The sequence below is a fragment of the Dactylosporangium cerinum genome (assembly GCF_042653625.1).
In the GTDB taxonomy this organism is placed as follows: Bacteria; Actinomycetota; Actinomycetes; order Mycobacteriales; family Micromonosporaceae; genus Dactylosporangium; species Dactylosporangium cerinum.
This window is the reverse complement of record NZ_JBHSIU010000130.1, coordinates 735,335-757,494: the sequence shown is the minus strand read 5'-3', so window position 1 is coordinate 757,494 and position 22,160 is coordinate 735,335. Positions and strand designations below refer to the sequence as shown.

Sequence of the window (22,160 nt, the reverse complement as noted above, 5' to 3'; positions counted from 1 at the left end):
TTCGGTCACGAATATGGACATCCGTCTGTCAAAGCCTCCCGACGTCGCGCTGGTGCTGACTGAACGGGCGATGGCCGGCAGGTGTCAGGAGAGGTTGGGCAGGAACTCGGCGAGGGTCTCCACAGTGCCCCACAGGCAGGCGAGCAGGATCGGCGCGCCGACGAACCAGGTCTGCAGGCCGCCCCAGCGTTGCCGGGCCCAGGTCGTGGCGAGGGCCGCGACCACGAACACCTGGAGCCAGAACACCAGCGGCACCAGGGCGTCCGGGTCGGCCTGCAGCGCCTTCTCGGCCACCGCCACCGACGTCGGCCGGCCCGGGCGGCCGGGCTGGACGTCGCCGGACTTGAGGACCGCGTCGACGTACACGACCTGGTTCGGCGCCCAGCCGCTGCGCCAGCCGTCGGCCTCGGCGGTGACCAGGGTCAGCCGGGCGCCGCCCGCGGGCAGGGGTGCGGGCAGCGGGTCGCTCTCGCGGCGGACGCCGGTCACCTCGTACTGCATGATGCCCAGGCCGCTGGTGGCGGTGATGGTGTCGCCGGGCTGCAGCCGGGCGACCCGGTGGAAGGGGCCGCCGAACGCGGCCGCGTGGCCGTAGACGACGGAGGTGCCGGGCTGGCCGGGCAGCGCGGTGTCGCGGCGGTGTCCGGGGCCGTCGCGCATGACGCCGGAGCTGGTGCCCTCCACCACGATCTGGCGCAGGCCGATGCCGGGTGCCTCGATCAGGGCGACCGGGGTGCCGGGCGCGATCTCGCCGCCGATGGGCACGGTCGCGAGGGCCAGCTTCTCGCGGAAGTCGTTGTACAGCTGCTGCTGGGTGCGGGCCTGTTGCACGGCGCTGACGCCGAGGGCGTACGCGACGAGCCAGCCCGACAGCACGGCGAGGGTCAGCAGCGACCGGACGACGACGGTCACCGCGGCCGGCGGGGGCAGCCTGGTCAGGGCCACCGGCTCGGGCAGGAGATCGTCGAAGTCGTCGTCAGCCGGAGATTCGAGCACGGCAGTCGCGGTCATGTCGCCTTCCACCAGGTCACGACGAACGTCACGGCGCGGGTGACCGAGCCGATCAGGAAGGTTGCCAGCGCGATGATCACGGCGACCGGCAGCGCCCAGGCGGCCAGGGCCGAGGACAGCCCGGCGGTGAACCCGGCCGGCCGCTGTGCCGCCGGCGGCGGCGCCGACGCGGAGGCGGACGGCACGGCGCCGGAAGGGCGCGAGCCGGGCGCCGGCACCGTGCTGGCGCTGGTCGGTGTGCCGGTGCCGCCCGTGGTGCCGCCGGTCGTGGGCGCCGGGGTGGTGGGGGCGTTGCCGCCCTGCACCAGCGGCACCGTGCCGGTCTGCGCCGCGACGGCGTCGGCGGCGCGCAGGGTGTAGGCGACGAGGTCACCGAGCCCGTTCGCGGCGGTCAGCGGCAGGTAGCCGGGCGGGAGCTGGCCGTTGCCCAGCCCCGGGGTCTGCCCCTCACCGGCCGCGAACTTCAGGAACTGGGCCAGCTTCGCGCCGTCGGTGCCGAGGTTCCGCGTCGGGATGGTGGCGTACACCGGCAGGGTGCCCGGGTAGGCGGCGGCACCCGCGGCGCTGACGAGCTTGTCGTACTGCAGGACCCAGGTGTTCGCGGTGGTGTCCTGCTTGATGAACTTCATCGCCTCCTGCATCGAGTCGTCGGTCGGCTCGACGAAGGTGCGGCCGGTGCGGTCGGTGAACCTTCCGGTCGTGGACGTGGTCGAGTGTGACTGCAGGGCCGCGGTGTTGAGCTGGAGGAATTCGGCGTCCGCGAGGCTCGTCACGCCGAGCATGAAGCGGCCGCGGAACTCCTGCCGGCCGATGGCGCCCATGTTGACGCCGATCGGCTGGCCCGCCTCATCGCGCAGCAGGACGCAGTTGACGTGGGCGTTGGCCAGGGCGTACTGGACCCGCTGCGCGATGTTGGCCAGGTTCGCCACCGGGGAGGCGACCAGCGGCAGGTACGGGATCTGGGCCAGGCCGGCGGTGAACTCGGGCTCGGAACAGCCGGTGTAGGGCGTGAAGTGCTCCGAGACGAATGCGTCCAGCAGGGGCCAGCTGGTCCGCGGCAGCGAGATGCCCTTGTAGTTCGGGTTGACGACCATGTCCCACGGGTCGGGCGTGCCGTTGAGGAACGCCCGCGCCTCGGGGTCGGCGTTGAGGTAGGCCGACAGCGCGTACATCACGTCGGAGTTGCCGGACAGGGCGAGCAGCGTCGAGGAGCTCAGGACGCTGGCGAACGCGTCACCGACGGTGGGGTTGAGAGCCTTGAACTCCGGGTCGAGCGTGACGGTGAGCGGATTCTTCGCCATCGCCCGGTACGGGTCGGCCTCGGCCGCCTTGCCGTAGGCGCCCTTCAGGTCGCTCTTCGTCGGGTACGACTCGCTGAGCAGCTTCGCCAGCAACCGCGCGTTGAGCTTCAGGTCCTTGTACTCGTTGCCGTTCGCGTCGTCGACGATGTAGCTGATCGCGAAGCCGGTGACCGCGATCGGCGCGCTCACCGTCGGCATCGGGTACTTCTGCTGCGGCGGGACGCTGGCGAGGGCCGCCTTCGCGCTGCCGGCCGCCACCGCGGACTTGGCCTGCGGCTCGCCGAGCCGCACGTGCCGGAACTTGAAGCGGGTGGGGTCGGTGCAGAACGCCGTGGCCCACTGGTCGGTCGCCTGGACCATCAGTTCGGAGCCGACGAGGTCCACCTGCTCGTCGGAGTTGGCGAGGTCGCACAGGTTGCCGGGCGGGCCGAAGGTGATCGGCACCGCGATACGGTTCTGCCAGTTCGAGGCGCTCCACCAGAACTTGCCGGTGACCGCGACGTCGACCTGGTCGGGGTCGTTGTTGTCGTAGAACTCGCCGACGCCCTTGCGCCCGGTCTTCTTGCACATGGGTCCGGCGAACCTGAGGTCGCTCGCGGTCGGCCGGTCGGCGGCGGGCAGTCCCGCGCCCTGCAGGTCACAGCTGATGCCCATGATCGGCAACACGACGAGGCTGCACGCGACGGTCATCGAGCAGCCGAGCGACTGGTTGTACTCCTCGGTCGTCACCACGAACTTGATGCTGCCGGCGCCGTCGCGGTTGCTGGCCGCGAAGGTGGTGTTGGTGGGGGTCGCGTCCTTGTCCTCGACGTTGACCATGTCCGGTGCCAGGACCGGGCCGCAGGTCTTGTTCTCGCGCCGGTTGAGCGGGTAGTAGGTGATGTTCGTCGGCGCGGGCCCCACGTAGGGCACGAACCGCGACGGCGGCGTGACGTCCGTCAGGTCGCAGCCGGCCGGCACCGCTGTCGGGACGCCGACGGTGGCCTGGCGGTTGGCCGGGCTCTCGTGCCGGTCGAGCCGCCACGGCGGGAAGGCGAGCGTCGGGTCGGTGTACCGGCGCTCCTCGACGCTCTGGGTCCAGCAGGTGCTCGGGTCGAGCGGTCTGGTCGGGGTGTCCACGCCCCGGCACTGCATGACGACGACCGGGTACTCCTGCAGCGGCGCCTGCACACTGTTGGGATTGCTCGACGTGGCCAAGGTCGGGTGCGCCCCGGTCCAGCTCACCTTGATCTGCTGCCGGTTGCGCAGGTTGCTGACCTGGCTGACCGACGCGGTGACGGTGCGGGTGTCGACGGCGGTCTGCGCGCCGTCCGCCTCGACGTGCACTCTGCTCATCGTCTGGGTCCTGGTGACCTCCGGCGGCGCCTCGTCCGACGGCGCGGAGTAGCCCGACCCGGGCAGGAGCACGCCGACGCAGGCGAGGAGCACGGCAACGCTCACGATGCGCCGGCGCTTCATGAACCCTCCCGGCGGCGGCGCAGCCAGCGACCGAGCAGGGCCGGGCCGAACACGACGAGCAGCAGCAGCACGGCCGCGGTCGGGCCGAGCACCTGCATGTGCTTGCCGGTCTTGAATGCCGCGAGGTCGTTCGGCACGCCGACCGCGTTGACGTCCCCGCCGCCGCTGCCGCCGCCACCGCCGCTGATGACCTCGCCGGTGTCGGGGTCGATCTGGGCGGCCGCCGATGCGGCACCCGACGCGGACGGGTTGGTGGTGGTGCCGCCGGACCCGTTGCCGCCACCGCCGTTACCGTTGCCGTTGCCGCCGGTGCTGCCCGTCGGCGATCCGGCGACGGTGCACGGGCCCTTGCCGCGCTTGGCGCAGTCCGGGGGGTTCGGCGCGATCACCGCCAGGTGGTTCTCGTTCGGCTTGCCGGCGATGAACGTCGGATTGTTGCAGGTGTTGACCGGCTGCGCGGCGACGGTGACGGTCGGGTCGATGTCATGCAACTTCTGCAACTGTTCGAAGCCCGCCTGGACCAGGTTGATCGGCAGCGGCGAGTAGCCGGAGATGCCCATCGAGCTCTGCCCGGTACAGATCGAGTAGGCCATGAAGTCGACCAGTGTCTGGCGTTTCTCGCTGTTCATCCTGGCGTCGTTGCCGGTCGGCAGGATCAGGTACGAGTAGGACGACAGCGCATACGTGCGGATGTCCGGGTTGACGTAGACCCTGTCCAGTTTCTGCAGCAGATACGTCAACGGGTTCGTCTTGTCCATGTTGATGTCGGCGGCCCGCAGCGCCACGGCGACGTTGAAGTCGGTCGGCTTGGTGAAGTACCCGGCGGCGTTCTCCAGGTCCACGACCGGGTAGTCGGCGCCCAACGCGTAGGAGTACTCGTCGTAGCCGATCGCGCCGTTGCTCGACCCGGCCGTGACGGTGTTGATCACCAGGTCGGAGCCGCTGACCGCGATGGGCGGCTTGCGGGTCCCGGTCTTGGGCTTGGTCGGGAAGTACTCGGTGAACTCCGTCATGCCGCTGTACGCCCGCCACAGCGCCGGGTACTGCTTCGCCAGGTACGAGGTGAACTGCGCGGTCGAGCCGGAACCCTCGGAGTGCACGACGACGATGATCGGCAGCGACGGCAGCTTCGTGCCGTTGTTGTCGGCGGTGATCTGCGCGTCGTTCCAGTTGGTGATCTGCCCGAAGAAGATCTTGGCGAGGGTCTCGCCGGACAACCGGATGTTGCGCACGAGCTGGCCGCCGACCCGGACCTGGTAGACGAACGCGGTGCCGCCGGCGACGATCGGCAGGTACGCGAACGCCCGCCCCTGCGCGTCGTCGCGCGTCCCGGTCGTCGGGTCCTTGCCGCGGAAGCCGATGTCGGAGATGCCGAAGTCGGTGGCGACCGCCGCGAAGTCCTTGCGGCCGCTCGCGGAGCCGGTCGCGGTGAAGTCGACCTGCAGATCCCGCTTCGCCACGTCCGCGACCCACTGGTTGAGCGCGTTGGCGCTCCAGGACGAACCGGTGCCGGTGATCCGGGCGTGGCCGGCCGCTGCGGCCGGGGTGGCCGGCGCGACCAGGGCGGCGACCAGGCCCAGGACCATCGCCAGCACGGGCGCGATGGCGGGCCGCGAGCGGGCGGCGGAAGTCTGCACGATGATTCCTCGTCTGTGGATGATGGGGCGGGACATCGCGGTCACACCTTCGGCCGGGCGAGCCAGCGGGCCACCGCGAACAGCAGCAGGACCAGCAGGAGCAGGACGGCGCCGGCGCCGAAGCCCCGGGCGATGAACTCCGGCTGTCCACTTCGGACGGCAGTGAAGATGAACAGCGGCAGCGAGTTCATCGTGTCCTCGAGCGGGTCCCGGTTGAGGAACGTCGAGGCGCCCGAGACGATCAGGACCGGCGCGGTCTCGCCGATGCCGCGGGCGATGCCCAGGATCAGCGCGGTCGCCAGGCCCGGCCGGGCGGTCGGCACCACGACGTGGCGGACCACCTGCCATTGCGACGCGCCGAGCGCCAGCCCGGCCTCCCGCAGCCCGCCGGGCACGACCCGCAGCACCACGTCGGAGGCCCGCGCGATGATCGGCACCATCGTCACGGCGATCGCCAGCCCGGCGGCCAGGCCGGATTTCGGCAACCCGACGGCGACGACGAGCGTGGTGTAGATGAACAGCCCGGCGAGGATGTCCGGCACGGCCGTCATCGCCTCCACGACGGTCCGCACGATCATCGACAGCCGGCCGCCGACCTCGACCATGTACACCGCGGTCACCACACCGAGCGGCAACGAGATCAGGACCCCGATGCCGACCTCGATGAGCGAGCCGACGATGGCGTGCAGGATGCCGCCGTCGGTGAGCGGTGCCGTCGGGCGCACACCCTTCATGTCCTCGGTGAAGAAGTTCCAGTGCATGGTGACAGGCCCGCCGCGGAACAGGATGTAGAGGATCGTCGACAGCAGCGCGAAGCCGATGAGGCCCGCACCGGCGTGGACGACGGCCGTGGCCACCCGGTCGACCACGACCGGCCGCGGGCTGGACAGGCTCGTCACCGTCGCGTACATCAGCAGGAACACGACGTACCAGACGATGACGAAGCCGATCAGGCCGGAGAACGGCAGGATCTTGCCATAGCCGACCCAGGTCAGCGCGAGCGATCCGGCGGCGGCGCCGGCGAGGCTCAGCTTGTCGTCGAGCGTGCGGGCGCGCAGCCGCCGGGGCCGCTCGGGAGCCGCTGGGTCCGCCTTCGTAGCGGTGGTGGCGCTGGTGCTGGTGCTGAGGCTCGACATGCTCCGTTCCTCCCTCCGGTCTCAGATCTCGGTGGACGCGCCGCTGCGGCCGCGGCTGACGATGATGGCGGCGATCGTGTTCACGAGCACCGTGATGACGAAGAGCACGAACCCGGCGGTCAGCAGGGCGGACAGCTGCCCCGCCGTCGCCTCGCTGAAGCGGTTGGCGATCAGCGACGACACGGTGATCGTGCCGACCTCGAGCACCCGCAGCTTGATGTCGAAGGCGACGCCGATGATGAGCAGCACCGCGACGGTCTCGCCGAGCGCGCGGCCCAGCCCGAGCATCGTGCCGCCGACGATGCCGCCGCGGCCGAACGGCAGCACAACGGTGCGGATCATGCCCCAGCGGGTCGCGCCGAGGGCGAGGGCCGCCTCGCGCTCGCCGACCGGCGCCTGCCCGAACACGTCCTGCATCACGGCGCAGGCGATGGGGATGACCATCATCGCCACGACCAGCCCGGCCATGAAGGCGGATCCGGTGTACTGCGACTGCGCCCAGACCGGCTCGTTCGGGTCAGTCTCAACCTTGAAGAACGGGATGAAGCCGAGGTTCTGGTGCAGCCAGTGCGCGACCGGGATCAGCTGCGGCTGGAGCAGGAAGAAGCCCCACAGCCCGTAGATGATGCTCGGCACGGCCGCCATCAGGTCGACCATCGCCACCAGCAACCTGCGCAGCCCCGGTCCGCAGTATTCGCTGATGAACAGCGCGCAGGCCAGCGAGAGCGGAAACGCGGTCAGCATTGCGATGAGCCCGACCAGGAAGGTGCCGAGCAGCACGGCGGACATGCCGACCGCGTCCTGCTCCGGCTGCCAGTCGCTCTCGGTGAAGAAGCTCCAGCCGTACCGCGACAGCGTGGGGATCGACTGCAGCGCCAGGAAGAAGCCGATCGAGCCGAAGATGACCATGACCAGGACACCGACGCCCAGCGACCCGCCCCGGAAGATCTGGTCCTGCAGCGACCGCGCCGCGGCGAGCCGGCGCGGCTGGTCCTCCACGCCGTCCGGCACAACGTCATGCATCTGGTCCGGCACCGGGTCCGGCACCGGGTCCTGCTGCTTGTCCAGCGACACGACGCTCATCCGAACCGGCCGTTGACGTAGTCGGAGGTCCGCCGGTCGACGGGGGCGCCGAACATCTGCTCGGTCTCGCCGCTCTCCACGATCGCGCCCGGCGTGCCGTGCTCGGCGAGGAAGAACGCGCACTGCTGCGAGACCCGGTGCGCCTGCTGCATGTTGTGCGTGACGATGACGATGGTGACCTCGGCGGCGAGCTCGGCGATCGTCTCCTCGATGACCCGGGTCGAGGTCGGGTCGAGCGCCGAGCAGGGCTCGTCCATCAGCAGCACCCGGGGCCGGATCGCGAGGGACCGGGCGATGCACAGCCGCTGCTGCTGGCCGCCGGACAGCGCGCCGCCGGGCGAGCGCAGCCGGTCGCTGACCTCCCGCCACAGGCCTGCCTTGATGAGGCACTCCTCGACCAGGGCGTCCTTCTCCGAGCGGCGGACCTTCAGGCCGGTCAGCTTGAGCCCGGCGACCACGTTGTCGTAGATGCTCATCGTCGGGAACGGGTTCGGCTTCTGGAACACCATGCCGATCTGGCGCCGCGCGTCGGTGATCCGGCGGCCGGTGTCGTAGATGTCGGCGCCGTCGAGCAGCACCTCGCCGGCCAGCTGCGCCGACGGCACCAGCTCGTGCATCCGGTTGAGGATCCGCAGGAACGTCGACTTGCCGCAGCCGGACGGGCCGATGAGCGCGGTGACCCGGCCCGGCTGCATCGTCAGCGACACCCGGTCGAGCACCTTGCGGCTGCCGAACCAGGCCGAGATCGCCCGGGCGTCGAGCGTCGCGAGGGGCGCCGCCGGCGGCATGAGCGGCCGCGCCGGATAGCCCAGCGGCGACGCCGGGTGGCCCGGCAGCGGCGGCACGGGACCGAACGGCAGTGTCGCCTGCGGCCCGGAGGACCACGGACCCGGCTGCGGCGGCCCGGGGTACTGCGGACCTGGATGCTGCGGCCCGGGGTGCTGCGGACCCGCGTACTGCGGACTGGAGTACTGCGGGCTCGCGTACTGCGGGCTCGTGTACAGCGGGCTCGCGTACTGCGGACCCGCGTGCTCCGGGCCGGGTTCCTCCGGCGCGGCGTGGCGCGCGGCGCCGTCCGGTGGCGCGAACGGCGACGGCTCGTGCGGGTATGACTCCTCGGTCGGCGCGGTCGTCATCGGTGGGCCTCCTCGCGGGCGACGGTGGCGGTGGCCCGGCGGCGCCGGCCGAGCAGGACCGCGGCGACGCCCGCGACGACCAGCAGCAGGCCGCCGCCGGCGAGGGTCATCACGTCGGAGCCGGTGCGCGGCAACGGGCCGCCGCCACCGGCCGGGGTCGGGCTGGGGCTGGTGGAGCCGCCGTCGACGCGGACCTCGATCGGCACGCCCGTCCCGCCGTCCATCACGGCCGCGCCCGCCACCGCGGCGGCGAGCCGGCCGGCGGCGTTGGCGGACCCGGCGCGCACCACGGTCCAGGTGCCGCCGCTGACCCGGATGTCGGCGGTCGCGTAGCTCGTGGTGAGCGTCTCCTCGCCGGGCACCCCGAGGTAGATGCGGAGCTGGACGAGCCCGTCCCACTGGGTCGGGTACACGTCCAGGAACTCGGCCAGGGAACCGGCCTCCGCGGGTGCGACGACCGTCGGGTGCGCCACGTCGGGGTACGCGCTGGCGCCGGTCAGGAACCGGCCGTGCCACTGCGTCGGGTCGGCGTCCTTGCGGGGCAGGAACGCGAGCAGGGTCGCCTTGCGGCCCTCCCGGTCATAGGGTTCGGGCGCCTTCGCCTGGGCGATCGCCTTCGCGACGAACGGCTTGTCGGCCGTCCGGCCGGACGTGGCGGGCTTGCCGTCCTTGCCGTAGAGCACGATGCCGCCGGCTGAGCGGCTGTCGGTGTAGGGCACGCCGTCCGGCTTGTCCGCCGAGCAGCCGGTGGTGGCCAGGGCGGCCGTCGCCGCCAGCACCGCCGCCGCAAACGTCAACCGCGAGGTCATGCGGCCGCTCCGGCCTTGCTCTCCTTGCGGGCCCGGCGGCGCTGCAGCGCGGCGGCGTCGGCGCGGGCCTGCCGGCGGCGGATCAGCCAGCGGCGCACCAGGAAGCCGGCGCCGGTGCCGAGGATCAGCAGCGCGATCAGCAGCAGCCACGGCCACGCCCAGATGGTCGTGTGCCCCTCCGCCTTCGGCACGGCCTGGCCGACGGGCTGCTCCGGGTCGCCGAACGGCTCCAGCTCGACCCGCACGGTCAGCGGGCCGGCCGGGAAGACGCCGCCGATCTCAGCCTCGTGCGGCACCCGCTGGCCAGGCAGCAGCTCCGGCAGGTCGGGCAGCTTCTTCTCGGCCAGGGTGATGCCGGTGAGCGCGGACTTGACGATCAGCTTCGCGCGGCTCTGCAGCCGGATGTTGCCGGTGTTCTCCGCCGTGTACGACACGGTCACCGTGCCCGAGCCGAACGGGTTGCCGACCCCTTCGTAGTGCGCCTCCACCTTTTGGGCCGCGAGCACGGGGCGCAGCAGCCCGGCAATCCTGAGGTAGAGCCGGACCGCGACCCGGGTGTCGACCTTCACGTCGGTGCCGGTGGCGAGGGAGACCACGACCCCACCGGCGTGGTCGCCCGGGGTCGCGTTGGCCGGCACGACGACCTTGAACGGCACCACGACGGTCGCGCCGGCGTCGATGGTGATCGTCGGTGCCTGGAACTGCATCCATGAGCCGATGTCGGTGGGCTTCTGCGCGGCCGGCAGCAGGTCGAAGGCGCCGGTCGAGGTGTTGAACGCGTCGGTGCCGTAGATGACGAACGAGGCGGGGACCTTGCTGCTGTTGGTGACCAGCACCTTCTCCTCCACCGCCGCGCCGGGGATGCCCTGCAGCGTGTAGTGGGTGCGCTTGTCGGGCTTGCCCTCCGGCGTGCCGGGCCGCAGCGACCAGGCGCGGTTGCCGTCGTCGGCGGGCACGCCGGGCTCGGCGTGCGCGGCCGCGGGGGTCAGCACCGCGGCCACGGCGGCGGCCGCGACCAGTGCGAAAAGGCGTCTCATAGCAGGTTTCCCGTCCGTCGGATGTGCAGCAGATGGGCGCAGGCCGGCCCGGGGTCGTCCCGGGCCGACCTGGCGTTATTTCGTTACGTCACCCGTCAGGGGCTGACCAGGGTCAGCGTGAGGGTGCTGGTGTAGAGACCGGTCGGGGAGGTGTCCGGGATCCGCAGCTCCAGGGCGGAGGTGAGGTCCTTGGTGCCGAGCCCGTTGCCCGGGGCGGCCTTCGCGAACTGGCTGCTGGTCTGCAGACCGTTGCTGGTGGCCGTCTTGAGCTTCGAGTCGACCGCCGAGCCGGCGGCCACGGTGCCTTCGGCGTCGCCGCCGCTGGCAGCCGGCACCCAGCCGAGGTTGGTGGCCGGCACGACGGTCTGGCCGTTGCGGAAGTCCGCGGCCTGCCCGTTGAGCGTCCAGCCATCCTGGGTGGGCCGGGTGTCGTTGACCGAAACGCCGGTCAAGTTGCCCGTGAACACCCAGGCGTGACGGTGACCCGTGGGGTCGGTCGCCTGCGCCGGGTGGCCGTTCGGGTCGTTCACCGGGATCTGGGTCAGGTGCACGGCGGTGCCCGCCGCGACCTGGAGCACCAGCGCACCCGCGAACGGCTCGCTGTTGTTCTGCGCGTCGAGCGGCACCGCCGCACCGTTCGCGCCGACCACCGCGTAGTTCAGGATCGCCGAGGACGACGACTGGAAGCCGCCGACGCTCGGGGTGAACGTCGCGATGAGCAGGTGGTTGCCCGTGGCGAGGGCCTTCACGAGCGTCGCCGTGCCGGTGGCGACGTCGTAGGTGCCCGCGCCCAGGTCCGTGGCGCCGTCGAAGAAGTGGACCGAGCCGGCGGTGCCGGCGGGGGCCACGACCGCGGAGAGCGTCGCGTCGAGCGTGCCACCGGTGCCGGCCGCGGTCCCGCTGGGCGGGGTGACGGTCAGCGTGGTGGTGGTCGGCGTGCCCGGAGCGTTCACGGTGAAGGGCAGCGCCGTGGAGGTGGAACCGTTGAAGGCGGAGGTGTCACTCGGAGTGAACTGCGCGGTGAGCGAGTGACTGCCGACCGACGGCGTGACGCTGAGCGTCGCGTTGCCCGTGGCCGGGTTGTACGTGCCCGCACCGAGATCCGTCGCACCGTCGAAGAAGTGCACCGAACCGGCGGTGTTGGCCGGCGTGACCTTCGCGGTCAGGGTGACCGCGGTCCCGCTGTTGACCGGGCTGGCCGGGCTGGCGGTCAGCGTGGTCGTGGTCGCCGTCGCCGACGCCGGGTACGCGATGCTCCACGTGCCGGCCGCGGTGTCGACCTGGAGGTCCAGGCGGAAGTAGTTCACGTCGGGGGACTGGCCCGGGGCGGTCGTGATCAGGCGAAGCTGGTAGATGTTCGCCAGGTTCGCGGCCGTCTCGGTGTTCGGCTTGGACGCGATGTACGCGCCCAGGGAGGTGCCGGCCGTGGCGCTGACGAGCGGGGTCGTCAGCGCGTTGAGCGGCGCCGGGGCAGCCGTGTTCGGGAAATTGGTGGTGTTGGTGACGACGGCCGACTCGAACTGGTCGGTCGGCGTGGCCGCCTTCGGGGTGGCCACCCGGAGGAAGGCCCTCACGTCCCCGGTGCGGCCCGCGCCGGACGCCGCCGCGTATGCCGCAATCGGGCTGTCGCTGAGGCTACCGCCGGTGATGACAGCGCCGCTGGCGTTGTACAGGGTGATGCTGCCGATCGCGTTGGGGTCCGGCTCGAAGGCCGGGGTCACCGCCGCGTAGGCGACACCTCCCCCGACCAGGACACTGGCCGCGACAGCCAGGGCTGCCGCCCCGACCATCAGGGACCTGGAGCGAATCTTCACTGGGACTCCGTTTCGAAGGTTGGTGTGCGCCTGCTCAGGCGGTGTGGCAGAGGCCCGCGTCGGCGTACTGGTACGTGAAGCCGGCCGCGTCCTCGATCAGGGGCTGAGCGAGGAACGACTGGGACAGGAACCCACCCGGCGCGAAGAGCGCCTTGTTCCACGAGGTGTTGATCTCGCTGTTCCGGACGATGAAGTACACCGGCCGGGTCACGTCGAACGCGGCGCCGCCGGACTGCAGCGTCACCGGGTCCTGCGCGGCACCAGCGTTGAAGTACCCGTTGTGGATCATGACCTGACGGGCGGTCGAGAACGGCGCGATGGCATTCGCGTTGGTCTGGATCGGCGTCGGGTCGTGCTCCTCGGCCCGGACCAGGCCTTCGGTCGTGGTGCGGACCTGAGCCTCGGTGAGGCCGATCTGCGCGATGAAGAACTGCTCCGTGCCGGAGGTCGCGGGCGGCAGGATCGGGACGATCGTGGCGCCCGGGTTCGGCCCGTTGTAACCGGTGACCTGGCCCCACGTGGTGATCTGCGGGGGGCTGCTGTAGATCTTCTTCAGGTCCGCGGCGCTGATGCCGGCGGTGCCGGCGTTCGTCGCCACGGTCTTCGACACGGCGATCCGCAGACCGTCGAGGCCGAGCTGGTAGCAGCGCAGGCCGCCCCAGCCGTTGGCGACCGCGCGGTCGTCCTCGGCCTTGCTCGGCTTGCGCGAGCTGCGGACGAACTGGACCTTCTTCGTGGCGCCGATGTCGGTCTGGGTGAAGTACGTCAGACCGCCGCCGGAGCCGTTCGGGCGGGTGACCGGGAAGTTGCCGCCCCGCAGCACGACGGTGGCACCCGCCGTGAGCTTGCCGCTGGCGTCGCCGGTCGCGTCGAAGTTGAACACCCGGCCGCCCGCGGCGTTGAAGCCGGGGTTGCCCTGGTAGTCGCCGTCGGCCAGGAAGTCGGCGGCGTACTGGATGGTGTCGGACCCGATGCCGACGATGTCGTTGCCCTGTGCCGCGACATCGGCGTGAGCCGCGGTGGCCTGGGTGAGCAGGAGCACCGCTACCCCCGCCACCCCCAGCCCGACCTTACTGATGTGTCGCATTCCATGACCTTTCCGCCTTGCACTCAAAGTTGAATGCGACGCCGACCTTCGCAGCGGATAACCACTGCCGAGTGCTCCAACAATGAACGACGGATGAATCGTGCCGGCGAAATACACAATGTGCGATCCGAGGCTGGCCATTCGGCCCATTGTGCGTTCACAAATAGACGATATGCACCGCTTGAACTGCACCTTCCGCAAAAGAGTCAGCATTTTCCAGGCGCGTGAAGAAATGCATTGTCCAAAGCCTGCGCCGGACATGCACCAGATGAACAGGAGCGGAGGTCCGGGCTAATCAACACATCCGCGCGAAAGGGACTTGGGTGACAGATCGGGTGGGGAAACCCGGCGGACGGGCGGATTCCGGGCGCGGCGGCGGTTAGAATCGCCGCGGCCCTGCCATCCGGGAGGCTTCATGGTCACTGTGCCGCAGATCCACGGCTACCGTGACCTCACGCTGATCAGCGCCAAGGGCGGCCAGGCGCAGGTATATCGGGCGCACAAGACGACGCTGGACAAGTCCGCCGTCGCGATCAAGGTGTACAAACGGGATCTCGACGACGCCGACCGGCGGCGGTTCCTGCGCGAGGTCCAGGCGTTGCAGGCGCTGCGCGGGCGGCCGCACGTGGTGCGGCTGCTGGAGGCGGACTTCACCGCCGAGGGCACCGGATACGTGGTGATGGACCTCTACGCCGCGTCGGTCGCCGACCGGCTCGTGGTCGAGCGGACGCTGCCCGTCGCCGACGTGCTGCGCATCGGCGCGCAGGTGGCCGAGGCGCTCATCCACACACATGAGGCCGCGTCGCGCATCCTGCACCGCGACATCAAACCCAACAACATCCTGCTCACCGACGACGGCACCGCGGTGCTGTCCGACTTCGGCATCTCCGCGATCCACCGCGACGACGGCAGGTACACCGCGACGGCCAGGATCGGCACGAAGGGGTACATGGCGCCCGAGGTCCAGGCCGGACAGCCGGACAGCGTCGCCTCCGACCTGTACTCGCTCGGCGCGACCCTGCACACGCTGCTGCTCGGCGAGCCGCCGTCGGCGCTCGATCCGCACGCGGCGCTGTCCGCCGTCTCGAAGCCGGTCGCCTCGGCCCTGCGGCAGGCACTGTCGCCGGACCCGGCGGACCGGCCGGAGTCGGCCCGGCGACTGCGCGAGGAACTGCTCCGGGTGGCGGAGCTGGCGCCACAGGAGACCGGCGCGTTCGCCACGACGCCGCCCGCCGCGACCAAGGTCCTGCCGGACGAGGCACCGACGGCCGTCCCCGGGGCGGACGTCCGGCCGCGCCTGCTCGACGTGCCGGCCGCCGACCCGGATCTGGGCCGCAACATCGCCGTGGGCGGGCTCGCCGGGCTCGGCGGCCTGGCTGTGCTGACCCTGCTCGACTGGACCTGGTGGTCGAGCGCACTGCTGGTGACCCTGCCGCTGGGCGCGGCGGTCGTCCTGCGGCGGGCGCTGGACCTGCGGCGGCTGGCCGGGCCGGCGGCCACGGCGACACTGGCCTGCTACGCGGTGCCGCTGGTGACCTACCTGTCCCGCCTCGGCGAGCACCCGTTCATCAACCTGGTGATGGTCCTGTTCACGCTGATCGCCGCCGGTGGCCAGGTCGTCGCGGTGCACGAGGTCGAGCGGTACGTCCGGCAGGACCTGGCACAGGCCGAGACCGTCCGGGCCAACCACGAGCGCGGGCAGCTGTTCCAGGGCATGCGCGACCGGTACTGGCTGGCCGACACCCACCCGCCGGACTGGCTCGACGACGTCCTCGGCCCGCTGCCCGCGGCGCGGGCCATGCCGTGGCGGGACGGCACGGTCCGGTCCGCGGTGGTGTGCGACCGCAGCGTGGTGTTCCTGGCGGTGCTCGACGGCGTGCGGCCCGGCACGTATGACCTCAACCCGACGCATGGGCACGCCTGCCGGGTGTACGCAAATGGGCGCCCCAACACCTCGGTCGACACCCGGCTGAAGGAGCTCGCGCGCCGCGTCGAACCCCTCGGCTGGGGCACGGCCGGGGTCGCCGCCGGCTGCGTGGTGGTGCTCACCACAGACGGCGCGCGGTCCGACGGCATCCGGCTCGCGCCGACCCAGTTCGAGTCGACGGGCCTGACGGTCGTGGTCGCCCGGGACGCCGGGCCGGCCGTCGTGCGCCTCCTCGCCGGCGCCGATCCCCTGGTCATCGACCCGGTGCTGCTGCGGATGGTGCACGAGCGGGCGGCGCGGCCCTGACCGGCGGAACCTCCCCCGATCGACCGATGTAACGCAACCCACACGGGCCGACTGCGGTGCGCAACCTTGACAGCAGCCGTTCCGCAACTATTCTATTCCTACCTACTAACTAGACTTGCTAGACAATCGCGACAAGCGGGAACGGAGACAGGCAGCGTGCGCAGTTGTTGTCGCCGACCCCGGGCGATCTGATCGGAGCACAGCGACGTGCACATCTCTGTCCGCGCCGACTACGCGATCAGGGCAATGCTCGCCATCGCCGCGGCGGATCCGGGCCGCGTCACGGCGGCGCAACTGGCACAGAGCGAGCAGATGTCCATCGGTTCGCTGCAGACGGTCCTTCTCGAACTGCGCCGCGTGGGGCTCGTGCACAGCCACCGCGGCACGGAGCGGGGATACGGTCTCGCCCGGCCGGCCGGCGCCATCACGGTCGGTGAGGTCCTCCGCGCCATGAACGGGGCGCTGACCACGGTGCGTGGCCTGCCCACCGGGCAGGCGACGTACGACGGGGTCGGCCGCGGGTTGCGGAAGGTGTGGCTGTCCGTCGACAACGCCGTCAACGCGATCGTCGACCAGACCAGCCTCGCCGACCTGCTGGCCGAGGAACGCACCGCGTAACACCGCAGAGCCACCGCACGACCCCCATATGAGTACTGCCGACCCAGGAGGACAAGGTTCCCCATGAAGCACCCGATCAGAGCGACCGCCGCTCTCATGCTCGCCGCCGGCTTACTGCTGTCGGCGTGCGCGGGGACCACCAAGAAGGACGACACCGGCGCCGGCGGCGAGTCCACCACGCTCAACATCGTCGGCTTCGCGGTGCCTGAGGCCGCGAACAAGGCCATCGCCGCGGAGTGGAACAAGACCCCGGCGGGCAAGGGCGTCAAGTTCCAGACCTCCTACGGCGCCTCCGGCGACCAGAGCCGCGCGGTCGTCGCCGGCCTGAAGGCCGACTACGTGCACTTCTCGGTGTCCAGCGACGTGACCCGCCTGGTCGACGCCAAGCTGGTCGACCCGAGCTGGAACCAGGGCCCCACCAAGGGCATCGTGTCCTCCTCGGTCGTGGTCCTCGCGGTGCGCCCCGGCAACCCGAAGAACATCAAGGGCTGGGACGACCTGATCAAGCCCGGCATCGGCATCGTCACGCCGAACCCGGCCTCCTCCGGCGCGGCCCGCTGGAACGCTCTGGCCGCCTGGGGTCACATCACCGCCAACGGTGGCACCGACGCGCAGGCCGGCGAGTTCCTCACCAAGCTCTTCGGCAACGTCGTCGCGCTGCCCGGCAGTGGCCGCGACGCCACCACCGCCTTCATCGGCGGCACCGGTGACGTCCTGCTCGCCTACGAGAACGAGGCGATCCTGGCCCGGCAGAGCGGCGAGAAGCTCGACTGGGTCTACCCGGACACCACGATCCTGATCGAGAACCCGGGCGCGATCCTCACCAACGCCAACCCGAAGGCGAAGGAGTGGCTCGACTTCGTGCTGAGCGTCCCCGGTCAGCGCCAGTTCGCGCTCAAGGGCTTCCGCCCGATCATCTCCGGCGTCGACACCAAGGGCGTCGAGGGCGCCATCGACCCGAACAGCCCGTTCCCGACGCCGAAGAAGCTGCTCACCGTCGACAAGGACTTCGAGAGCTGGTCGAAGCTCTCCAAGAAGTTCTTCGACGAGAAAGAGGGCCTGATCGTCAAGATCATCGCCGCGTCGGGCAAAGCCAAGTGACATCCGCGACCTCGATCCCGGGCCGGCCGGCGGGCAACCGCCGGTCGGCCCGGTCGGGCACGTCAGGGCACCCCCTCACACGCGTCTCCGGGCTCGGGCTCGGGGTCGCGATGTTGTGGTTCAGCCTCCTGGTGCTCATCCCGCTCGCCGCGGTCATCGCGGTCGCCGGCTCCGAAGGGTGGAGCGGCTTCTGGGAGGCGATCACCGCCGAGCAGACCCTCGCCTCGATCGAGCTCACCATCTTCACCTCGATCGGCGTCACGCTGGTCAACGTCGTGATGGGCACGCTCATCGCCTGGGTGCTGGTCCGGGACCGGTTCTTCGGCAAGCGGGTCCTCGAGGTGCTCGTCGACATCCCGTTCGCGCTGCCGACGATCGTCGCCGGCCTGGTGCTGCTGTCGCTGTACGGGCCGAACAGCCCGCTCGGCATCGACATCGCCAACACCCGGATCGCGGTCTTCGTCGCGTTCCTGTTCGTGACGCTGCCGTTCATCGTGCGGACCGTGCAGCCGGTGCTCGCCGAGATCGACCAGGACGTCGAGGAGGCCGCCGCCTCGCTCGGCGCCAGCCGGTTCACGATCTTCTGGAAGATCATCCTGCCCAGCCTCACCCCGGCGATCACCGCCGGGGCCGCGCTGTCCTTCGCCCGCGGCGTCAGCGAGTACGGCTCGCTGGTCCTGCTGTCGGGCAACCTCCCGATGCGCACCGAGGTCACCTCGGTGCGCATCTTCAGCAGCATCGAGAACGACCACCTGGAGAACGCGGCGGCCGTCGCCACCGTCCTGCTGGTGATCTCGTTCACCGTCATCGTGATCCTCGACGTGATCCAGCGAAGGACGGTGCGCCGTGGCTGACACCCTGGTGAAGCCCACACCCCCGGCCGCGCGGTCGTCGAAGAAGGCCACCGGCAAGGCCTGGACCCGCAAGCGCGGCCCGGTCACCTACCTGATCCGGCTCGTCGTCATCACGTACCTGTTCTTCCTGGTGGCCTGGCCGGTGTACCTCGTCGGCCAGAACACCTTCAAGAAGGGCTTCGACGACCTGCAGGCGATCCTCACCGACCCCGACATCGTGCACGCGCTGCACCTGTCGGTCGAGATCGCCATCATCTCCGTCATCATCAACACGGTCTTCGGCGTCACCATCTCGATCCTGCTCGTGCGGTACCGCTTCCCCGGCAAGCGCCTGCTCAACGCGCTGCTCGACGTGCCGCTGTCGGTGTCGCCCGTGGTCGTTGGGCTCTCCCTCGTGCTGGTCTACGGCGGCCGCAACGGCTGGTTCGGCCCGACCCTGGAGAGCTGGGGCCTGCAGATCATCTTCGCCGAGGCCGGCATGGTGATGGCCACCGTCTTCGTGGCCCTGCCGCTGGTCATCCGCGAGGTCGTGCCGGTGCTCGAGGAGGTCGGCGAGGAGCAGGAGCAGGCCGCCCGCAGCCTCGGCGCCAACGCCTGGCAGACCTTCCGCCGCATCACCCTGCCCTCGATCAAGTGGGGCATCATCTACGGCGTCGTGCTGAGCCTCGCCCGGTCGCTCGGCGAGTTCGGCGCCGTGAAGATCGTGTCGGGCAACGTGCTGGGCGCCACCCGCACCGCACCGCTGGTGGTCGAGGAGAAGTACCTGAACTTCGACAAGGGCGGCGCCTACGCCACCGCGTTCCTGCTCGCCCTCGTCGCCGTGGCCAGCATCATCGTCGTATCCGTCCTCCGGCCGAAGGAAGACCGTTGAGCATCGAAATCGCAGGAGTCGGCAAGCGCTTCGGGGACTTCGTCGCGCTCGACAACGTCTCGGTGAGCATCCCCTCGGGCCGGCTCACGGCACTGCTCGGCCCGTCCGGCGGCGGCAAGTCCACGCTGCTGCGCATCATCGCGGGCCTCGAACGCGCCGACACCGGCCGGGTCGAGATCGAGGGCATCGACGCCACCGATCTGCCGCCGCAGAAGCGCAACGTCGGCTTCGTGTTCCAGCACTACGCCGCGTTCAAGCACATGTCGGTGCGCCGCAACGTCGCCTTCGGCCTGCAGATCCGCAAGCGGCCCAAGGCCGAGATCGCGGAGCGCGTCGACGAGCTGCTCAAGCTCGTGCACCTGCAGCAGTTCGCCGACCGGCTGCCCGCGCAGCTGTCCGGCGGCCAGCGCCAGCGCATGGCCCTGGCCCGGGCCCTCGCCATCAAGCCGACGGTCCTGCTGCTCGACGAGCCGTTCGGTGCCCTGGACGCCAAGGTCCGCAAGGAGCTGCGCGACTGGCTGCGCCGCCTGCACGACGAGGTCGAGGTCACCACCGTCTTCGTCACCCACGACCAGGAGGAGGCCCTGGAGGTCGCCGACGAGATCGTGGTCATCAACGACGGGCGCATCGAGCAGATCGGCTCCCCCGACGACCTGTACGACCGCCCGGCCAACGACTTCGTCATGCGGTTCCTCGGCCCGGTCACGCAGCTCGGCGACCACCTGGTGCGCCCGCACGACCTGCAGATCAGCACCACCCCCGCCGGCCCCGACGACGTCGCCGGCCAGGTCTCGCGCATCACCCGGATCGGCTTCGAGATCCGCATCGACGTGACCACCGCGGCCGGCCAGGCCGTCATCGTCACGCTGACCCGCAACGAGTTCCTCGCGCTCGGCCTCGACGTCGGCACGACGGTGCACCTGCGGATCACCCCGGGCAGCCCCACCACCCCCGCCGTCCCGGTCCCGGCCGAGGTCCCCCTCGAGGTGGCCGCCTCCAGCCACTGAGACTCCCGACAGCGGTGACAGCCCGGTGGGCGGGCCGGGCCCGTCACCGCACCGCGCCGCCCGTCACCCACCGTGCGCGGCGCTCGCTTCCACAATGAGCGTGTCCGATGATAGGGCGATGCGAATCGGCTGGCGGATGATCGGCCTCTGCGGGCTGGTGCTGACCTTGGTCGCTGTTTCGACCGTGTCCTGGCTGCTGAAGGCGGACCAGGGCCTCGGCCTGATCTGGACGGTCGTTCCCGGCGCCGTCGCCGTCATCACGCCCGCGATCGCCTGGGTCGTCCGGGCGCGCCTGGACGCCGGCAGCGAACAGGAGCGGATCGAGCGGGCGATCGCGGAGGTCGCCCAGCTGTCGGCGCAGCGGTTGCGGGTGCAGGAGGCGAGCAGGGGCGCGCTGACCCCCTGGCCGCTGCCCGTCCGGTGGAACACCACCGAGCGGGCGCAGGCGGTCATGGCAAGCTGGTCCGCGATCCGTGGCGCACCCACCAACAACGATGCGATCGACCTCGCCGGCGAGTACGTCGACATCGCCGAGGTGTACGCGAGGCTCGACGCGCCACGGCGGCTGGTCGTGCTCGGTGAGCCGGGCGCCGGGAAGACCACCCTCGCGCTCCGGCTCGTGCTCGACCTCCTGGGCCGGCGCGATCCTGACGATCCGGTCCCGGTGCTGCTGTCGATCGCGTCCTGGGACCCGTCGAGCGAGCACATCCGGGGTTGGACCGCCCGGCAACTCGCCGCCGACTACCCGGCGCTGGCCGAGATCGTCGGCCGCCACGACCACCGCACCACGATCGCGCAGCTCGCCGTGGACCAGGGACGGTTCCTACCGGTGCTCGACGGCCTCGACGAACTCGCCGAGGACACCGAGCACCGGATCGGCCCGCCCGGCGGGAGCCGGCACGGCCAGGCGCTGGCCGCCATCGGCGGCCTGCTCCAGCGCAACGACCAGTTCGTGCTCACCTGCCGCACCCGGACGTACGAGGCCGCCGTGGCCCTGGAAGGGCCACTCGCCAGCGTGCCGGTCGTCGAGCTGACGCCGCTCCTCGCGGACGACGTCCAACGATTGCTGTCGGCGACGGCTCCCAGCACCGCGGCCTGGCAGCCGGTGCTGGCGCACCTGCGCGACCATCCGCACGGCCCGCTCGCTCAGGCGTTGTCGACCCCGTTGATGGTCTGGCTGGCGCGGACCATCTACCGCTCCCCCCGCAGCGATCCCGCCGAGTTGCTCACCGACCGGATCGGCAGCAGCAGCGCCGCCATCGAGACGCACCTGCTGGACCATCTGGTGCCGGCGTTGTACCCGGCCGCACCGGCACCGGACCACCGACGGACCCGGTGGCCGGCGGCGAAGGTCGCGCCCTGGTTCCGTGCCCTGGCCCGCCTGATGATCGCCCGCGACGCGGTGAGCTTCGCGTGGTGGTCGCCGGCCTGGATCTACCGGCCGTGGCGGGAGGTGATCAGGTTCGCCGGTGCATTCGTCACGCTGTGCCTGCTCTTCGCGGCCAGCTTCCTCGTCGGCACCGGTCAGGCCGGGCGGGGACTGCTCGTCGCGGGGCTGATCCCGCTGACGATCTACGGCGTCGTGGTGACCCTCGCCTCGCCGGTGCGGACACATCATCGGATCGCGGCGCTCGCCGAGGCCGCGGTGGTGGGCATGCTGGTGGGGCTCGGCGCCCAGGCGCAACCGATCTCCGGCACGGTGTACCCGTGGCCCGAGGCGCTGGCGCACGCCGCGCTCCCGGCGGCGGTCACCGCGTTCGCCTGGCTGATGGTGTGCACGCTCTGGGGCCGGGCGACCGCCGGGCGGATCATCCTCGCCGCGACGGGCCGGATGCCGTGGCGGATGTGGGCCTTCCTCGAGGACGCCTACCAGCGTGGCGTGCTGCGCCGGGCCGGCGTGCACTACCAGTTCCGCCACGCCCGGCTCCAGGAGCGGCTCGCCGCCCGGTCGGTGTGACGCCCGCGCG

17 protein-coding genes are annotated in these 22,160 nt (G+C 71.0%); 7 read left to right on the top strand and 10 right to left on the bottom strand.

Annotation, left to right across the window (positions count from 1 at the left end; all coding sequences use genetic code 11):
* Window positions 1-84: 84 nt before the first annotated feature.
* The 10 genes from ACFPIJ_RS61355 to ACFPIJ_RS61310 all read right to left on the bottom strand — a co-directional run bounded on the left by ACFPIJ_RS61355 (window position 85) and on the right by ACFPIJ_RS61310 (window position 13,509).
* The gene (locus ACFPIJ_RS61355; RefSeq protein ID WP_380128801.1) at window positions 85-1,011 is read right to left on the bottom strand and encodes a sortase domain-containing protein; all 927 of its coding nucleotides are present in this window, start codon (window positions 1,009-1,011) and stop codon (window positions 85-87) included.
* Window positions 1,008-3,770 carry a hypothetical protein gene (locus ACFPIJ_RS61350; RefSeq protein WP_380128800.1) on the bottom strand — a complete coding sequence of 921 codons (2,763 nt, stop codon included), beginning with the start codon at window positions 3,768-3,770 and terminating at the stop codon, window positions 1,008-1,010. The genes ACFPIJ_RS61355 and ACFPIJ_RS61350 overlap by 4 nt, the downstream gene beginning before the upstream one ends.
* A complete protein-coding gene (locus ACFPIJ_RS61345; protein ID WP_380128799.1) occupies window positions 3,767-5,407 on the bottom strand; it encodes a substrate-binding domain-containing protein in 1,641 nt (546 codons plus the stop codon). The genes ACFPIJ_RS61350 and ACFPIJ_RS61345 overlap by 4 nt, the downstream gene beginning before the upstream one ends.
* Window positions 5,408-5,448: 41 nt before the next feature.
* Window positions 5,449-6,543, bottom strand: a complete 1,095-nt coding sequence (pstA, locus tag ACFPIJ_RS61340) for a phosphate ABC transporter permease PstA (RefSeq protein WP_380128798.1) — start codon at window positions 6,541-6,543, stop codon at window positions 5,449-5,451.
* Between the two features lie 21 nt (window positions 6,544-6,564).
* Window positions 6,565-7,626, bottom strand: coding sequence for a phosphate ABC transporter permease subunit PstC (pstC, locus tag ACFPIJ_RS61335; RefSeq protein ID WP_380128797.1), 1,062 nt, complete (start codon window positions 7,624-7,626; stop codon window positions 6,565-6,567).
* Complete coding sequence (locus ACFPIJ_RS61330) at window positions 7,623-8,414, bottom strand: phosphate ABC transporter ATP-binding protein (protein WP_380128994.1); 792 nt, start codon at window positions 8,412-8,414, stop codon at window positions 7,623-7,625. The genes pstC and ACFPIJ_RS61330 overlap by 4 nt, the downstream gene beginning before the upstream one ends.
* Before the next feature lie 344 nt (window positions 8,415-8,758).
* On the bottom strand, window positions 8,759-9,571 hold the full coding sequence (locus ACFPIJ_RS61325) for an LPXTG cell wall anchor domain-containing protein (RefSeq protein ID WP_380128796.1): 813 nt from the start codon (window positions 9,569-9,571) through the stop codon (window positions 8,759-8,761).
* Entirely contained in the window at window positions 9,568-10,608 is a 1,041-nt protein-coding gene (locus ACFPIJ_RS61320) for a WxL protein peptidoglycan domain-containing protein (protein ID WP_380128794.1), read from the bottom strand. The genes ACFPIJ_RS61325 and ACFPIJ_RS61320 overlap by 4 nt, the downstream gene beginning before the upstream one ends.
* 95 nt (window positions 10,609-10,703) lie before the next feature.
* Window positions 10,704-12,422, bottom strand: coding sequence for an Ig-like domain repeat protein (locus ACFPIJ_RS61315; protein WP_380128793.1), 1,719 nt, complete (start codon window positions 12,420-12,422; stop codon window positions 10,704-10,706).
* 34 nt (window positions 12,423-12,456) lie between these two features.
* A complete protein-coding gene (locus tag ACFPIJ_RS61310; protein ID WP_380128792.1) occupies window positions 12,457-13,509 on the bottom strand; it encodes a PstS family phosphate ABC transporter substrate-binding protein in 1,053 nt (350 codons plus the stop codon).
* 415 nt (window positions 13,510-13,924) lie between these two features.
* On the opposite strand from ACFPIJ_RS61310, the gene ACFPIJ_RS61305 reads away from it, so the two are divergent.
* The 7 genes from ACFPIJ_RS61305 to ACFPIJ_RS61275 all read left to right on the top strand — a co-directional run bounded on the left by ACFPIJ_RS61305 (window position 13,925) and on the right by ACFPIJ_RS61275 (window position 22,150).
* Window positions 13,925-15,742 carry a serine/threonine-protein kinase gene (locus ACFPIJ_RS61305; protein ID WP_380128791.1) on the top strand — a complete coding sequence of 606 codons (1,818 nt, stop codon included), beginning with the start codon at window positions 13,925-13,927 and terminating at the stop codon, window positions 15,740-15,742.
* 207 nt (window positions 15,743-15,949) lie between these two features.
* Window positions 15,950-16,360, top strand: coding sequence for an RrF2 family transcriptional regulator (locus tag ACFPIJ_RS61300; RefSeq protein WP_380128790.1), 411 nt, complete (start codon window positions 15,950-15,952; stop codon window positions 16,358-16,360).
* A gap of 63 nt (window positions 16,361-16,423) precedes the next feature.
* On the top strand, window positions 16,424-17,461 hold the full coding sequence (locus ACFPIJ_RS61295; RefSeq protein WP_380128789.1) for a sulfate ABC transporter substrate-binding protein: 1,038 nt from the start codon (window positions 16,424-16,426) through the stop codon (window positions 17,459-17,461).
* Window positions 17,458-18,315 (top strand): sulfate ABC transporter permease subunit CysT, encoded by an 858-nt coding sequence (gene cysT, locus ACFPIJ_RS61290; protein WP_380128788.1) that lies wholly within the window; start codon window positions 17,458-17,460, stop codon window positions 18,313-18,315. Before ACFPIJ_RS61295 ends, cysT begins: the two co-directional genes overlap by 4 nt.
* A complete protein-coding gene (locus tag ACFPIJ_RS61285; protein WP_380128787.1) occupies window positions 18,308-19,186 on the top strand; it encodes a sulfate ABC transporter permease in 879 nt (292 codons plus the stop codon). The genes cysT and ACFPIJ_RS61285 overlap by 8 nt, the downstream gene beginning before the upstream one ends.
* Entirely contained in the window at window positions 19,183-20,193 is a 1,011-nt protein-coding gene (locus ACFPIJ_RS61280) for a sulfate/molybdate ABC transporter ATP-binding protein (RefSeq protein ID WP_380128786.1), read from the top strand. The genes ACFPIJ_RS61285 and ACFPIJ_RS61280 overlap by 4 nt, the downstream gene beginning before the upstream one ends.
* A gap of 118 nt (window positions 20,194-20,311) precedes the next feature.
* The gene (locus ACFPIJ_RS61275) at window positions 20,312-22,150 is read left to right on the top strand and encodes an NACHT domain-containing protein (RefSeq protein WP_380128785.1); all 1,839 of its coding nucleotides are present in this window, start codon (window positions 20,312-20,314) and stop codon (window positions 22,148-22,150) included.
* The last annotated feature ends 10 nt before the right edge of the window (window positions 22,151-22,160 follow it).

Coding starts and splice junctions, on each gene's coding strand:
- ACFPIJ_RS61350 (WP_380128800.1), bottom strand. CDS start 3,770: ATGAAGCGCCGGCGCATCGTGAGCGTTGCCGTGCTCCTCGCCTGCGTC.
- ACFPIJ_RS61355 (WP_380128801.1), bottom strand. CDS start 1,011: ATGACCGCGACTGCCGTGCTCGAATCTCCGGCTGACGACGACTTCGAC.
- ACFPIJ_RS61320 (WP_380128794.1), bottom strand. CDS start 10,608: ATGAGACGCCTTTTCGCACTGGTCGCGGCCGCCGCCGTGGCCGCGGTG.
- ACFPIJ_RS61305 (WP_380128791.1), top strand. CDS start 13,925: ATGGTCACTGTGCCGCAGATCCACGGCTACCGTGACCTCACGCTGATC.
- ACFPIJ_RS61330 (WP_380128994.1), bottom strand. CDS start 8,414: ATGCCGCCGGCGGCGCCCCTCGCGACGCTCGACGCCCGGGCGATCTCG.
- pstC (WP_380128797.1), bottom strand. CDS start 7,626: ATGAGCGTCGTGTCGCTGGACAAGCAGCAGGACCCGGTGCCGGACCCG.
- ACFPIJ_RS61310 (WP_380128792.1), bottom strand. CDS start 13,509: ATGCGACACATCAGTAAGGTCGGGCTGGGGGTGGCGGGGGTAGCGGTG.
- pstA (WP_380128798.1), bottom strand. CDS start 6,543: ATGTCGAGCCTCAGCACCAGCACCAGCGCCACCACCGCTACGAAGGCG.
- ACFPIJ_RS61325 (WP_380128796.1), bottom strand. CDS start 9,571: ATGACCTCGCGGTTGACGTTTGCGGCGGCGGTGCTGGCGGCGACGGCC.
- ACFPIJ_RS61295 (WP_380128789.1), top strand. CDS start 16,424: ATGAAGCACCCGATCAGAGCGACCGCCGCTCTCATGCTCGCCGCCGGC.
- ACFPIJ_RS61275 (WP_380128785.1), top strand. CDS start 20,312: ATGCGAATCGGCTGGCGGATGATCGGCCTCTGCGGGCTGGTGCTGACC.